This is a genomic window from [Clostridium] ultunense DSM 10521 (genome assembly GCF_000511955.1).
Lineage (GTDB): Bacteria > Bacillota > Clostridia > Tissierellales > Tepidimicrobiaceae > Schnuerera > Schnuerera ultunensis.
This window is the reverse complement of sequence record NZ_AZSU01000002.1, coordinates 796,334-810,386: the sequence shown is the minus strand read 5'-3', so window position 1 is coordinate 810,386 and position 14,053 is coordinate 796,334. Positions and strand designations below refer to the sequence as shown.

The 14,053-nt window shown below is 30.8% G+C and carries 18 protein-coding genes and 3 pseudogenes; 4 read left to right on the top strand and 17 right to left on the bottom strand.

Translation table 11 applies throughout. The features are described from left to right. Positions 1-577: 577 nt before the first annotated feature. From CUL_RS0106735 to CUL_RS16865, 3 genes and pseudogenes are all read right to left on the bottom strand, one after another. A complete protein-coding gene (locus tag CUL_RS0106735; RefSeq protein WP_025640886.1) occupies positions 578-1,177 on the bottom strand; it encodes an ATP-binding cassette domain-containing protein in 600 nt (199 codons plus the stop codon). 190 nt (positions 1,178-1,367) lie between these two features. Then, positions 1,368-1,493 (bottom strand): hypothetical protein, encoded by a 126-nt coding sequence (locus tag CUL_RS19900; RefSeq protein WP_005584878.1) that lies wholly within the window; start codon positions 1,491-1,493, stop codon positions 1,368-1,370. Positions 1,494-1,575: 82 nt separating this feature from the next. Then, positions 1,576-1,926 (bottom strand): annotated as a pseudogene (locus CUL_RS16865) (YjdF family protein); the annotation flags it as partial. Positions 1,927-2,021: 95 nt separating this feature from the next. Here CUL_RS16865 and CUL_RS20300 point away from each other — a divergent pair. Continuing rightward, positions 2,022-2,180 (top strand): annotated as a pseudogene (locus CUL_RS20300) (transposase); the annotation flags it as partial. Positions 2,181-2,356: 176 nt separating this feature from the next. After that, a pseudogene (locus CUL_RS18385) lies at positions 2,357-2,638 on the top strand (transposase); the annotation flags it as partial. A gap of 54 nt (positions 2,639-2,692) precedes the next feature. Here the strand turns inward: CUL_RS18385 and CUL_RS0106710 are convergent. The 6 genes from CUL_RS0106710 to CUL_RS0106690 all read right to left on the bottom strand — a co-directional run bounded on the left by CUL_RS0106710 (position 2,693) and on the right by CUL_RS0106690 (position 4,626). After that, complete coding sequence (locus CUL_RS0106710; protein ID WP_025640885.1) at positions 2,693-2,917, bottom strand: hypothetical protein; 225 nt, start codon at positions 2,915-2,917, stop codon at positions 2,693-2,695. Then, positions 2,904-3,380, bottom strand: a complete 477-nt coding sequence (locus CUL_RS0106705) for a twitching motility protein PilT (protein WP_025640884.1) — start codon at positions 3,378-3,380, stop codon at positions 2,904-2,906. The genes CUL_RS0106710 and CUL_RS0106705 overlap by 14 nt, the downstream gene beginning before the upstream one ends. Positions 3,381-3,530: 150 nt before the next feature. Next, a complete protein-coding gene (locus CUL_RS17965) occupies positions 3,531-3,710 on the bottom strand; it encodes an N-6 DNA methylase (protein WP_162147635.1) in 180 nt (59 codons plus the stop codon). Positions 3,711-3,755: 45 nt separating this feature from the next. After that, positions 3,756-3,878, bottom strand: coding sequence for a hypothetical protein (locus tag CUL_RS19895; protein WP_269077317.1), 123 nt, complete (start codon positions 3,876-3,878; stop codon positions 3,756-3,758). 105 nt (positions 3,879-3,983) lie between these two features. After that, positions 3,984-4,136, bottom strand: a complete 153-nt coding sequence (locus tag CUL_RS20155) for a type I restriction-modification system subunit M N-terminal domain-containing protein (protein WP_408065622.1) — start codon at positions 4,134-4,136, stop codon at positions 3,984-3,986. A 265-nt stretch (positions 4,137-4,401) separates the two neighbouring features. Beyond that, complete coding sequence (locus tag CUL_RS0106690) at positions 4,402-4,626, bottom strand: helix-turn-helix domain-containing protein (RefSeq protein WP_005583553.1); 225 nt, start codon at positions 4,624-4,626, stop codon at positions 4,402-4,404. Here CUL_RS0106690 and CUL_RS18870 point away from each other — a divergent pair. Continuing rightward, positions 4,618-4,962: a hypothetical protein gene (locus CUL_RS18870; protein WP_040354599.1), complete on the top strand. Its 345-nt coding sequence runs from the start codon at positions 4,618-4,620 to the stop codon at positions 4,960-4,962. The two genes, CUL_RS0106690 and CUL_RS18870, sit on opposite strands and share 9 nt — an antisense overlap. A gap of 42 nt (positions 4,963-5,004) precedes the next feature. On the opposite strand, the gene guaA is transcribed toward CUL_RS18870, so the two are convergent. The 6 genes from guaA to CUL_RS0106660 all read right to left on the bottom strand — a co-directional run bounded on the left by guaA (position 5,005) and on the right by CUL_RS0106660 (position 11,136). Further along, positions 5,005-6,510: a glutamine-hydrolyzing GMP synthase gene (guaA, locus tag CUL_RS0106685; protein WP_005583555.1), complete on the bottom strand. Its 1,506-nt coding sequence runs from the start codon at positions 6,508-6,510 to the stop codon at positions 5,005-5,007. Between the two features lie 11 nt (positions 6,511-6,521). After that, a complete protein-coding gene (guaB, locus tag CUL_RS0106680) occupies positions 6,522-7,973 on the bottom strand; it encodes an IMP dehydrogenase (protein WP_005583556.1) in 1,452 nt (483 codons plus the stop codon). Positions 7,974-8,157: 184 nt separating this feature from the next. Further along, positions 8,158-8,808 carry a TetR/AcrR family transcriptional regulator gene (locus CUL_RS0106675; RefSeq protein ID WP_025640882.1) on the bottom strand — a complete coding sequence of 217 codons (651 nt, stop codon included), beginning with the start codon at positions 8,806-8,808 and terminating at the stop codon, positions 8,158-8,160. 30 nt (positions 8,809-8,838) lie between these two features. Continuing rightward, positions 8,839-9,567, bottom strand: coding sequence for an Rv2686c family ABC transporter permease subunit (locus tag CUL_RS0106670; protein WP_005583558.1), 729 nt, complete (start codon positions 9,565-9,567; stop codon positions 8,839-8,841). Next, positions 9,564-10,289 carry a fluoroquinolone export ABC transporter permease subunit gene (locus tag CUL_RS0106665; RefSeq protein ID WP_005583559.1) on the bottom strand — a complete coding sequence of 242 codons (726 nt, stop codon included), beginning with the start codon at positions 10,287-10,289 and terminating at the stop codon, positions 9,564-9,566. Before CUL_RS0106665 ends, CUL_RS0106670 begins: the two co-directional genes overlap by 4 nt. Further along, entirely contained in the window at positions 10,282-11,136 is an 855-nt protein-coding gene (locus tag CUL_RS0106660) for an ABC transporter ATP-binding protein (protein ID WP_005583561.1), read from the bottom strand. The genes CUL_RS0106665 and CUL_RS0106660 overlap by 8 nt, the downstream gene beginning before the upstream one ends. Positions 11,137-11,310: 174 nt before the next feature. Between CUL_RS0106660 and CUL_RS0106655 the strand changes: the two genes are divergently transcribed. Further along, positions 11,311-12,165 (top strand): VOC family protein, encoded by an 855-nt coding sequence (locus tag CUL_RS0106655; RefSeq protein ID WP_025640881.1) that lies wholly within the window; start codon positions 11,311-11,313, stop codon positions 12,163-12,165. A 28-nt stretch (positions 12,166-12,193) separates the two neighbouring features. Here CUL_RS0106655 and CUL_RS0106650 read toward each other — a convergent pair whose 3' ends face one another. Both CUL_RS0106650 and CUL_RS17960 read right to left on the bottom strand, forming a co-directional pair. Next, the gene (locus tag CUL_RS0106650) at positions 12,194-12,778 is read right to left on the bottom strand and encodes a class I SAM-dependent methyltransferase (RefSeq protein ID WP_005583564.1); all 585 of its coding nucleotides are present in this window, start codon (positions 12,776-12,778) and stop codon (positions 12,194-12,196) included. Between the two features lie 149 nt (positions 12,779-12,927). Further along, positions 12,928-13,947 carry a copper amine oxidase N-terminal domain-containing protein gene (locus CUL_RS17960; RefSeq protein WP_025640880.1) on the bottom strand — a complete coding sequence of 340 codons (1,020 nt, stop codon included), beginning with the start codon at positions 13,945-13,947 and terminating at the stop codon, positions 12,928-12,930. Positions 13,948-14,053 lie beyond the last annotated feature (106 nt).

The window sequence follows — 14,053 nt, the reverse complement described above, 5'->3', positions numbered from 1 at the left end:
CTATTGGTTCCATCTTGCATTGAAATATGATTTCTGCCTACTTCTATATATAGTAAATCTACATATTATCATTATAGAATCAAGATATTAAGATACATGCTCCATATTATCTGTAAAGGTTTATAGAATTTAGTCTATTCATATAACATTATCCATTCCTCAAGAAGTTTATCACGCTGATTTTCAAGTTCCACTTTTTCATTATATAAATCGTTCAACTTAATATAATCCGTGGCATTCATATTAATTTCTATTCCCTTTCTTGCAATTAAATTTTCATATTCCTCTATCCTCGCTTCCAGTTCTTTGATTCTCTTAGAATTTGATTTGTTTATTATACTTTTACTGTTATCTTTTGAATCATTAACAACTTTATTGCTAGTCTTGTCTACTTTATTAAATTCATCCTTTTTCTTTTGCGATAATTTCTTTTCTCAAAATAACCATAGTTTCCTAAATAGGGTATAAGTTTTCCTTGGGAAAGTTCCACCACTTTCTTTGCTATCCTATTAATAAAGTATCGATCATGAGATATAATTATGACTGTTCCCTTATACTCTAATAAAAATGATTCTAGTCAAGTCATAGAATTCATATCAAGATGATTAGTAGGCTCATCTAAAAGTAAAATGTCAGGTTCCTCTAATAGAATTTTACCTAAAAGTACAGTAATCTTTTCTCCACCACTTAAATCCTTAAACTTCCTATTTAAAAATTTTTCATTAAAACTTAGCCCATTACATATCTTGCTTAGTTTTTCTTCAATTTCATAACCTCCTTTGCTTTCAAAGAGGTTCTGAAGTTCTCCATATCTTTTAATTGTAAAATCCAGTTCTCTTCCTTCAATATTGCTCATCTTTAGTTCCAATTCTTGCATCATGGATTGTATTTTAAATTCATTTTGAAATGCTCTCTTTAAAACATCTATCACCCTATATTCATCTGGATAATTTGGAATTTGTTCCAGATATCCTATTTGACTTCCTTTACTAAGGGTGATTAAACCTTTATCATAATTCTCTATACCTGCTATAACTTTAAATAAGGTTGTCTTCCCCGTTCCATTTCCTCCTACTATACCAACCTTTTCCCCTTTTAATACTTGAAATGTTATATCTTTTAATACTTGACTCGCTCCATAATACTTTTCAACATGATTTAAGGATATTTCTATCATTTTATTACTCTCCTTTCAAAAAATAAACCTAGATAAGAGAAGCTTACCTAGGTTTCATGAGTCAAAAAGTATTTATAAATATTTAGAACATAAATTTCCAAACAATATATCTATGCATAAAAAGCCTAGGTAAGTAATAATTACCTAGGTTCATTGATTTATCAATGTATTTTAATTAGTGGTAAAGTAACTACTTCCCTTTAGTTAACATAATATTAATTTTAGACGCAACTATCCCTTGGTTCATAATATTTCTAAATCCTGTTATTATAATATTGGATAGCATCTCTAAAACACTGTTAACTAAAGTTTCCATACGTATTTTCACCACCTTATAAATATTAATTAAATTTTATCATAAATAGCCTATATCTTCAACAAAAATAGTTATACAAAATTTATCTACCTCGGTGCTTAGCCTTTTTCTTTTTCTGTCTTAATTCAAACTGAATTTTCTTTTCTTCTTCTTTTCTTCTCTTGCTTACAGACTTTCTCTCTAGTTTATTTTGTTCCTGTTGCAATTTTAATGCCTGTTGAGATTTTGTTCCTATGCCTTTACTTTTTAATTGTTTATTAATTTCTCTTTGCATCCTTTTAGGATTTATTTTTGTATTAGCCTTAGTATTATCTTCAACAGCTGGACTAAATCTTAAATATCTCAGGTTTTCAAGAATAAAGCTATAAACCTCATAATCCTTTGGTTCTGATCCAAAAGTAATCTTGCTAACTTCTAATTTCCCATTAGATACACGTTCATATACTCATATCCAAAATTCCCCATTAAAATAGACTGTTAATGTGATGTTACTCCCTAAATCCGGACAAGGAATTAGGGGGTTTAATCATGTCTAAATATTCATCTGAGTTTAAGTTAAAAGTAGTTAAAGAATACATGAAGGGAGAAACTGGTGGTTACAAGTCTGTAGCTAAAAAATATGATGTAATAAATCATGGCTTGATTAGATATTGGGTTAATGATTATGAAAAGTATGGAGAAGAAGGCCTAAAAATAAAATCTACAAAAACTTTTTACTCTGGAGAATTTAAGCTTCGTGTATTACAATATAGGCAATTCCAGGTAACAGCTCCTACGGTGAAATTTACCACAGATGCCTTGGATGATGCTCTTAAAAAGCTTCCTAAGAAGCATAAATTAACAATTCACTCTGACCAAGGCCTTCATTCCAAGGCCTTCATTATCAACATGAACAATGGGTGAAAAGATTAAAAAACAGAAATATTGAACAAAGTATGTCTCGAAGAGGAAATTGTATAGATAACTCCCCAATGGAAAATTTCTTTGGGCTATTAAAACAAGAAATGTACTATGGAGAAAAATTTACATCAATTAAGCAGTTGGAGAAAAAAATTAAAGGATATATCAACTGGTATAATAACAAAAGAATAAAAGAGAAATTAAATGGCCTGTCACCTATTGAATATAGGAAACAATCCGCATAATTAATATTATCCGAAAGTCCGGATTAAAGGGTTCACATCACAAAAAAGGCTTTTTCAATCTTTGTTTTCCCAATATTCCTCTGCATTATCATAAATTTCGTCTATAGACATATCTTTAAAAATTTCTTTCTCTAATTTCAAATAATCTTCCTTACTTATGCCTTCAGAATGACGGATAAATCTTAGAAACCCAGAATATCCAAGTTCTTTTATTAATGCCCTGGAACCTTTTTCTAATATTTCTTTATCTGTATATTTAACTCTTTCATTCGATAACATCAATATCCATCTCCTTCCTAAGAAAATCTATAGGATTATATAATCTAATATCCCTAATAATATCTTTTAATTTATCATTATTTTTTTCTATTGTTTTTATAAACTTATCATCACATGTAATAAAATAGTCGCATTTATTATATATTGCAGATGCAAGGTGTAATGCATCCTTATCTTTAGTATTTGAGTTTTCCACTATAATTTTTGCTATTATTTTAATTTCATTATTAGGTTTTATATTTTTCTTGCATAAAGTGGAAATTGATTTAATATGAAGCCTTCTCTCCATAAAAGGATTCATACTATTTTCATATTCCAAAATAAAAGACCATACTAATTCATAATTTCCTTTCTCAATAAGTTCAAATAGTATGTCAATTGCCATTGATTCAAAACGAATTCTCATCTGTGACTGATCATCAAATATTCTATTATATATATTAATATCAAAATATAACTTCATATGATTACTGCCCTACTTCCTTACTATTCTATATTTATTATATCATAACTTTCTGTATATAATAATCTATAAGTAATTATTTCACTAATTTTTTATTAATTCTTAATGTGTTTTAGGATAGAATTTCAAACCCATTGATTTATCTATGCTTCATGCTCGTGTCATTATTATAGCACGTTCCCCACAGGCAGGATCAATTATTATATCAGCTGGCGTCGGTTTCATTAGATTTACCATCATCTTAATTATATGTCTTGGTGTTCTGAATTGGCCATTGGCTCCAGATGTGGAAAGTCTAGACAATAAATATTCATAAAGATCTCCCTTTATATCTCCCTCTATAGGTAGTTCGTCTATACCATTTATTACTCTCTGCTACATTAAAGGAGTTGGTATTTGAAACATAGCATCTCCCATATATTTAGCAAAGGAAGAACTTGCATCCCCATTTAATTCTTTTATAAATGGAAATACACCTTCATTGACAATTTCATACATCCTACCTGCTTCAAATTGTTTAAAAGTATGCCATCTTAAATCTTTATATTCAAATCTATTTTTATATTTTGGACTTTTACCTTTAAATATTATCTTTGGTTCTATTCATAACAAATTAGCCTCTGCTTCACTTTGTATCTGTTTATCGTCTAAGGATTTTATAAATATTAAATATGTAAATTGTTCTATTACAGTAAGTGGATTGGTAACACCACCTGTCCAAAAGGTTTCCCAAATCTTATGTACTTTATTTTTAATTTCACCGGTATGAACAAACTCATTCCTGAAGTTAATTAATTCATCTATGAATTAATACAAAGAAATATCCATATTTTTATACTTGATTTGTTTTTTTAAATATTCCTCCCAAACTACAACTAAATATGGTATCAATAAACTGTTTGGGAAAAACCTGGGATTCATATCATCCATAACTTGTATACCTGTTGGTTCTTTTCTAGAAATATCACCTTCAATATTAAAATCATACTAACCCCATAATTTAAAACAAACTATCCTATTTCTATATTCCACTTGGAACATATTCAATTATATCTTCGACCTTGCATTCTAATACTTCACATAATTTTTCTAAACTTTTCATATTTATATATTCATTTTTTCCCAACTTTGCTATGGTAGCACTCAATCTTTTGGCAATAGCAATTCCAAGCATAGTATCTATAGTTGGTTTTATTGTTACATCTATACATTTATCTAAGAGTTTAAAAACGAAATTTTGAAACATAAGAGTTCCGCCACTCTATCTAAAATAGTTGATGCTCCATATTTATTTTTAGATTTCCTTACAAAATCCTTACACGACGATTTTGATGAAACCATATTATTTGATAAAATGATAAAGTTTCATAATTTGATATATGGCTATGGTTCTACCACTGCTATAAAAATACTCTCTTCTATGCAGGAGCATAGCTATAAAGTAGATACTATAGAAGACCCTAATATAAAATCAAATGAACATTTCAAAACTATGTCATTTTATAGTGTATCGGTTTCTCAATTAAAATATGATATAACCGGAGAAATTTTCAACCCCAATTACTGGTTTAAAATAAAATAGTCTTGGTACCTCTGTTCCCAAAGGTTCCAAGACTTTTGTTTATCACTCCCACTCAATAGTAGCTGGCGGTTTATTCGTTATATCATATACCACTCTATTTACCTGGGGTACTTCTTCAGTGATTCTATTTGAAATCTTTTCTAACAATTCTAAAGGCAGTTTTACCCATTGGGCTGTCATGCCGTCTATGCTATTTATAGCCCTTAAAGCTATAGTATAAGTATAAGTTCTTTCTCCTTGAGATACACCTACAGTTTTAACATCAGGTAATGCAGCAAAGTACTGCCAGATCTTCTTATCCCATTTTGCCTTTTTAATTTCATCTCTAAATATATAATCTGCTTCCCTAACTATATTTAACTTTTCCTCTGTTACTTCGCCTAAAACTCTAATCCCTAACCCAGGACCTGGGAAGGGTTGTCTTTCTACGATTTCTTCCGATATACCTAATAATCTACCTACTTCCCTAACTTCATCTTTAAACAATTGTCTTAACGGTTCCACTAATTGAAAATCTATATCCTCAGGAAGTCCACCTACATTATGATGGCTTTTTACGGCCACTTCCCCATCTAGTCCAGACTCTATAACATCTGGATATATGGTCCCTTGAACTAAGTATCCTATATTATCAAGCTTCTTCTGCTCTTCTTCAAATACCCTAATGAATTCCTCACCGATAATCTTTCTTTTTTGTTCTGGATCAGTAATTCCCTTAAGTTTGTTTAAAAATCTTTCTTTTGCATCTACAATTATAAGGTTCATATGGAACTCATCTCTAAATACCTCTTCTACCTGTTCCTTTTCATTTTTTCTGAGAAGGCCGTGGTCTACAAAAACACATACTAAATTATCTCCAATGGCTTTATGAACTAACACTGCTGCTACAGAAGAATCAACACCTCCAGATAAGGCACATATGACCTTTCTATTTCCTACTTCTTTCTTTATTTCTTCTATGCTATTTTCAATAAATTCTTCCATATTCCAATTTGGATCACAGCTACAAACCTTAAATAGAAAATTATCTATTATATCTTTTCCTTCTTTAGATCTTTCAATTTCTGGATGGAACTTTACTCCATATATTTTCTGGTCTTCCTTTTCTATTGCTACAACTTTACCATCCAAATTCCCTATAGATTTAAAACCCTCAGGAATAATATCAAATACATATTCTTTATCTATCCATAAGGGCAAATTATCGCCTAGTCCATTGAATAATAAACTTTCCTTATCTACATTAATGGTTTCGAAGTCATAATTATAAGCTATAGGTTTTGTTGAATGGCCTTTGAAAACCTGTGCTATCATATCTGCACCGTATCCAATAGATAAAACGGGTATACCTAGTTCAAATATACCTCTGTCTATAATTCCTAAACCTCTTGGTTCTCCACCAGATATTATAATCCCTTCTGGCTTTTTCCCCTTAATCTTCTCCAAAGGATAACTATAGGGCACTATCTCACAATATACATTAGATTCTCTTATCCTTCTGCCTAAAAATCGACTAAATTTTCCGCCTAAATCTAAGATTAAAATCAAGCTTAGACCTCCTATCTTCTGCTGTAGTTTGGAGCTTCTTTAGTAATATTTATATCATGGGGGTGGTTCTCTATCAATGAAGCGCTAGTTATCTTAATAAACTTAGCCTTTTCTTGTAATTCTCCAATATTCTTAGCCCCTACATATCCCATTCCAGACCTTATACCGCCAATAAGCTGGTATACAACATCTCCTAAAGGTCCTCTATATGGAACTCTACCTTCTACTCCTTCCGGCACTAACTTTTTAGTATCTTCTTGGAAGTATCTATCTTTACTACCGGATTGCATAGCTCCTATCGAACCCATGCCTCTATAAACTTTAAACCTTCTACCTTCGTATAATTCCTCTTCTCCAGGGCTTTCTTTAGTCCCTGCAAATAAGGAACCTATCATAACTACATTAGCTCCTGCTGCTATGGCTTTAGTAATATCTCCTGAATATTTAATTCCTCCATCAGCAATAACTGGTATATTATATTCTTTGGCAGCTTTAGCACAATTTATGATAGCAGTTATCTGAGGTACCCCAATACCGGTAACTACCCTTGTTGTACAAATAGAGCCAGGTCCTATGCCTACCTTTATAGCATCAGCTCCCGCTTTAATTAAATCTATGGTAGCTTCAGCTGTAGCCACATTTCCTGCCACTACTTGAATTTCGGGATATTCTAATTTAATTCTCTTTACCGCATCGATTACCCCTTGGGAATGGCCATGGGCTGTATCTACCACTACTAAATCCACCTTAGCTTTTACTAATGCAGTAACTCTATCCATCATGTCTTGAGTAACTCCTACAGCTGCCCCAGCTAATAATCTTCCTGAACTATCCCTTGCAGAATTTGGATATTCAATGGACTTTTCAATATCCTTAATAGTTATTAGACCGGCTAATTTATAATCCTCATCTATCAAGGGTAATTTTTCAATTTTATGCTGCTTCATTATTTCTAACGCTTCATCCATGGTAGTTTCTCTAGTACCTGTCACTAGATTTTCCTTAGTCATTACGTCATCTATCTTTTTTGTGGTATCCGTTTCGAATCTAATATCCCTATTGGTAATAATTCCTACCAGAGTGCCGTCCTCTTCAATTATTGGAACTCCCGATATATGGTATCTTTCCATTAGTTCCAATGCATCAGAAACATCATGATGTCTTGAAAGGGAAAAAGGATCTGTTATTATTCCATGTTCCGACCTTTTTACTTTATCTACCTCTAAAGCTTGCTCTTCAATAGACATGTTTTTATGGATTACGCCAATACCGCCTTCTCTTGCTATGGCAATAGCCATCTTTGATTCAGTTACAGTATCCATACCAGCGCTCATTAGAGGAATATTTAATTGTATACTTCTTGTTAAATAGGTATTTATTTTAGTTTCCTTAGGCAAAACCTCGGATTTGCCTGGCAATAATAATACGTCATCAAAAGTTAAACCTTCTCCAACAAATTCCAAATGAAACTCCTCCTTATATTTTTTTATTATCAATAGTATACCACAATTAATATAATTCCTTACCTAATTATAGGTATTTTAATAGATATTGATATAATATTTTCTTTATAAATTAACAGAGTTTAGCCTTCATGTCAAGGAGTTTTATTGAAATAAAAACTTCCCTGAAATTTAGGGAAGTTTTCTAGTCTTTAACAAGTCCGTTTTTAATAAAATCAATTAAATAGTTAGCTGCTAATTCGTATTCGTTCAAATTGTTAGAATTGACTATCTGAGGTAAATTTATAAATAAATGGTTTATGATTTTTTTGACAAACTCCTTGGGTAAATCCTTTCTAATTTCACCTCGTTCATAAGCTATTTCTATTAAATCCGATATATAATCCATATTTTCAAAACCATATTTTTTAGTTATATCCTTTAAAAAATCAGCCCTACTAATAAAATATCTTCTAAATATTTCATTGTGAATTGGAGTCCCCCAATCCTTGACAAAACCTTGAGTAAATTTACTTATATTTGGATTTTTATTTGCAAATTTCATTCCGTTTTTCATAAGATTCCTTAATATTGTAAACACATCTTCGTTAAAATTTATGGAACCCATTCTCGCTGAAATAAATTTAAGTTTTTCCTCTGTTATAATATCTATCAAATGCATATACAGATCTTCTTTGTTCTTATAGTGATAATAAAAGGTACCCTTACTTATGCCTACCTCTTTTAAAATATTGTTAAGAGAAGCATTTTCATAACCTTTTTCCCCAAATTCATTCATTGCTACTTTTATAAGTTCTTCCCTTTTCTCAAAAGATTTCTCTTTATTTTCATCCAATACTACCACCTCAGCATATTTCTACCCTCGTTATATTTCTACCTTCCTGACAAACAATTTATAAGATGCAATATTTAGCAATACTAGATAAACTAATCCAATAAAATAATATTGATAATAGCTTAAATAAAGTACTCCTTTACCTTTTATTATACTACTTATTGCCTTGGCTGCCCAAAATCCTGGGGCAAAGGAAAAAAATAATTCCTTTTTATCGAAGAAAAATAAGGCTATAATAGGAAATAATATTAAAGAACCTAAACCTTTCATTACAGCAAATCCTTCAATTTTATTATTAGATAGAGAATTTATCAGCAGTCCATACATAGGAGCTTCTAAAGAAGCTAAAAAAGCAATGGCCAGTATGTTTTTTATGGGAATATCTCCAATATTTGAAAACCAGATGACAAATAAAGTTGTAATATAGGTCAAGACCAATACTATGATAAATCTGAAGGATAAAAATTGAGTAATGCTTAAAGGGGTAACTTTAACAGATGTGAGTATATTGTCATCTCTATCTTCCAGTATAGAAAAAGCTATTAAGGCTCCAAAGGATATAGGAACTACTAAAGTTAGTATTACAATTATTAAATCTGCGTATAAATCTATATTAAGATCTGATTTATCAGCTACCCAAGGTAGAAAATATCTACCTATAAATCCGAATATAAAGGGATATAATGCCATAAATCCCATCATAGAATCTCTACTCCATTTTTTTATTTCAGATTTAATAAAGCTACTATACATAATCATTCACCACTTTCCTTTATTTTAAAATCATCAAACTTTTTCCATACTATGAAAAATAGCCCTAATGTTGCTAATATTAAGTATATAATAGCAAACCAGGTCTTCCAATTATCCATACCTCCACCGGTAGCTTGTAAAAGTATGGAGGAAGATTTAGTCGGTATTATATAAAGTATCTTATCTATAGTTTCATTCTTAATAAACCCTATCTGTTCCAATAAAACAGGAATTGTAAATATAAAAGTGTATTTCATCATCCCCATTAACATTTCAGTAAAATCTTTAGTATTATAAGTCATTATAAATCCAATTAAAGAGTGAAAAAAAGCTATCAATATTGATGCTCCTAATAATCCAAAAAAGTTTAAATTTATCTCCTTAAATAATTTTGCATATACATATATGAGGACTAATGTAAGCACATTGGAACTAATATTAGCAAAGATTTTAGCCAGTATATATTCGGATTTCCCTATAGGTGAGACTAATAAGGTTTTAATGGTGCCTTCTTGTTTTTCATAGAACATGGTGGCTCCAATTAATACCATGGACATGGAGGTGGCATCGATGAATACAATTAAGGGGACCATACTAGTTATATCCTCTATATCCGTAAAGAATAATACCCCTACCCATAATAGGGCTACAAATATACCAGCAGCTAAAATATTATACTTTCTCATTCGATTTAATTCTCCAGAGAACAAGGTTATAAAGCTATTCATCTGTACTCACCCCTGTTACCTTTATAAATATATCATCTAAAGTCATCTCTTTACTATGAATAGTTAGTATTTCTTTGTTCTTTATTATTTCAATAAATTTTTCATCATCTTTTAAAGCATCTAAATCGAAGGATTCTTTTTTGATCCCTTCTCCTTCTCTATATTCTACTTCAACTTTTCTCTCGCCATATTTAAGTTTTAAATTCTTTGGGGTATCTATTTCCACTATTTTACCATTGGCCATAAAGGCTACCCTATTACATAGTTCATCTACATCGTTCATCAAATGGGTTGTTAATAATACTGTTCCACCCTTTTCCTTGTATTCCTTTATTATTTCCTTTATGATCCTTGCATTATGAGGGTCTAGTCCATTAGTAGGTTCATCTAAGAATAGGATTTTTGGTTCGTTTAACATAGCCCTAACGAAATTTAGTCTAACTTTCATCCCCTTTGAATATTCTCCTACTTTTTTATCTTTATCTTCATATAGTCCCACCTTTTTTAGCAGACTGTCCGTATCTAGATTTGTTTTATATAGTTTTTTGAAAAAATTAACATTTTCTTCAGCTGTTAATTTTGAAAAATGGACAGGCATTTCAAATCCTACTCCAATTTCTTCATAATAGCTTTTATTATAGGATTTTAAATCCTTATCCTTATATAGAATTTGTCCTTCATATCTATCAAGTAGCTTAGTGAGAATTTTTTGAGTAGTACTTTTACCAACACCACTAGGTCCTAAAAGTCCAAATATCTCACCATCTTGAATTTGGAAGGATATTCCTCTAATGGTATTTTCCTTGTTTTTAGGATATTTAAAAGTCAGATTATTAATTTGATACATTAAATCACCCCTTTTTGTTTGTAGACCATACGGTCTAGACCGATAAGTCTATTATAGTAAAGTCTATAACTTTTGTCAATATGATAATTATTTTCCTAGTCCTTTTTAGAGGTTCACCTGTTATACTTTGGGTATTATATAAATAAATAATTTATATCTAAAGGTGGTAAGAATATGTCTCAATTTCATAAAAGTCCTAATATCTATGTTAATCAAGTAGCCTTAAAAGTGATGGATTTAGATACTTCTATTGAATTTTATGAAAAAATAATGGGCCTTAAAACTATGGAGCGGATAGCAAGAAAAGCCATACTGTCTGCTGATGGAATATCTCCTTTACTAATATTGGAACAACCGGAAAATATAAAACCGAAAGAATTGAGGAGAACAGGCTTATATCATTTTGCATTATTATTACCTACTCGTAAAGACTTAGGAAGTTTTTTAAGGCATATTAAGAATATAGGATATCCCCTTATGGGTGCTTCCCATCATGGGATAAGCGAAGCAATCTACCTTCATGATATTGATGATAATGGTATTGAAGTATATGCAGACACTCCAAACAGTAGATGGAAATGGCATAATGACACCCTAGAAATGACTACTACCAGATTGGATTTGCAAAGTCTTATGGATGAAGGAAAAGATGAAGTCTGGAAAGGTATACCTAAAAATACTATTATAGGCCATATACATCTTCATGTATCCAATTTGGAAGAATCGGAAAAATTCTATATAGATGGATTAGGATTTCAAGTAGTTACAAGAATACCTAGACAGGCAACTTTTATCTCTACTGGAGATTATCATCATCATATTGCATTTAATGTATGGAATGGCATTGGAATAGCACCACCTCCTAAAGATAGGGTAGGTATGAAATATTTTACATTAAGATTCCCTGATGAAAAAACCAGAGATGAAACAATAAATAATCTAAAAGAGCTAGGCTATAAAATAAAGCTTGAAGATGAGAGCATTATCACATTGGACCCTTCAAAAAATGAAATTCACTTAGTCATATAAATATTTAAAGGGGAACTTAAGTTCCCCTTTAAATATTACAATGTTTAAGTATATACCAGGCAGCCTTTTTATCCACATCTATTACTCTAACATTTTTAAAATATTTTTCCATTTCTGATTTGGCAACTTTAATGAAATTAAAATAATCTCCATTTTCCAGGAATTCAGCTATATCCGTTACTAAGGACCTGGTTTCATTGTAATCATGGAATATTATTTTTCCTTTAGACACTCTACACAGTTCCTTATATAGTTCTTCTCTTTCCTTTGGTTTTAGTCCATGAAGCACATAGGATGAAATAACTAAATCAAAACTATCATCTTCAAAGGGTAATTTTTCAGATGGATCTATCTGGATCAATTCCGCTTCAGTTCCTTCTAATTTTCTTCTTGCTTGTTTCAACATTCCTGGTGACGGGTCTACACCCACTACCTCTATCCCTAAATCCTGCAAAACATACAATAAGGCTCCAGTGCCACAGCCTAAATCTAATACCCTCTTATATTGAGTAATATCTACCTCCTCTCTTATCCTATTTAAAATTTTTCTATAATACTTTACTTGATAGTTAAAAAACAAGGCATATATCGGGGAAATTATATCAAATAACATGGTATCCCTCCAATAAGATTTTCTTTAGTTTATTATACCCATTATTCCCCATATACCCTCGTTAGGTATTATAAAACCTGATCATTGTAATCTAAGGCCTACAAATATTCATAAAAAGAAGCCAAAGGGTTTGTCCTTTGGCTTGTATATTATTTTTCAGTTTCTTCCTGGTTAATATTTTCTTCAATTTTTTCTATTTCTATCATTCCTGTTTCCTCATCATAATTAACTTCTAATCCAAATGCTTCAGCTATAAACCTTAAAGGTACATAAGTACGACCACCATATAAAGTTGATGGTGCATCTATTTCAACTTCTTGCCCATTAACAATAGCTACATTCCTATCTATATGTAAAACTATCTCCACATCTTCTTTTGTTATAGTTACTTTTTGATCTTCAGCTACCCATTCTACTGTAGCACCAAATCCTTCTGATACCGTTCTAACTGGCACTAAGGTTCTACCACCTTTTTTAATTGGAGGAGCATCAAATTTTATGTCTTCATCTTCAATTATTATATTTTCAACCGGTATTACTTCTATTTCTCCATCTTCCTCTTCTAAATTTTCACCTATTTCCTTAAGCTTATCCAACTCTTCAAGAGTATATTTATTCCTCGTAATTTCTTTAAACTTAAATTGTAATTCTTTTCTCTCTTCCTTTAGTTTAGCCCTTTCCATTTCTAAATCTTCAACTTGAGATTTCAACTCCTCTGCCAATTCAGCATTACCATTATCCTTAGCTTCCTTATATTGTTTTTCTAAATCTTTCTTTTCCATATCTAATTGTTTTCTCTTTTGATTTAATTCCTTCTTTTCATTTTTAATCTTTTCTCTGTCAATTTTCCAATCTTTATTTTTCCCTTTGTCTTCTACCCCTTCAACCTGTGATTCTTCTGGTTCTATTTCATTTTCATTTGTATCTTCATCTTCATTTTTAAGTTCTTCCTTGTCCATTTCTTCAAGTCTTGTCTCAACTTTGTCCTTCTTAGGCTCATTATTCTTGTTTTTATTTTTATTATTTTTCTTTTCTTTTATTGCTTTTTCCTGTTTAATGTTTTCCTTAGCTTTATTTTTATTACCGTTACCTGCAAAACTAGCCAATGGAGATGAAATTACCAATATAGCTACTATTACCAATGATAGTAATGTTTTAAATTTTTTCAATCAATCCAACTCCCTTCGAATATTCTTCTGTTAATATATATACAATTATATACCATATTTGTCGAATTTGAGCGAATTGTGTGAATTTAGGACTATCATACTATTA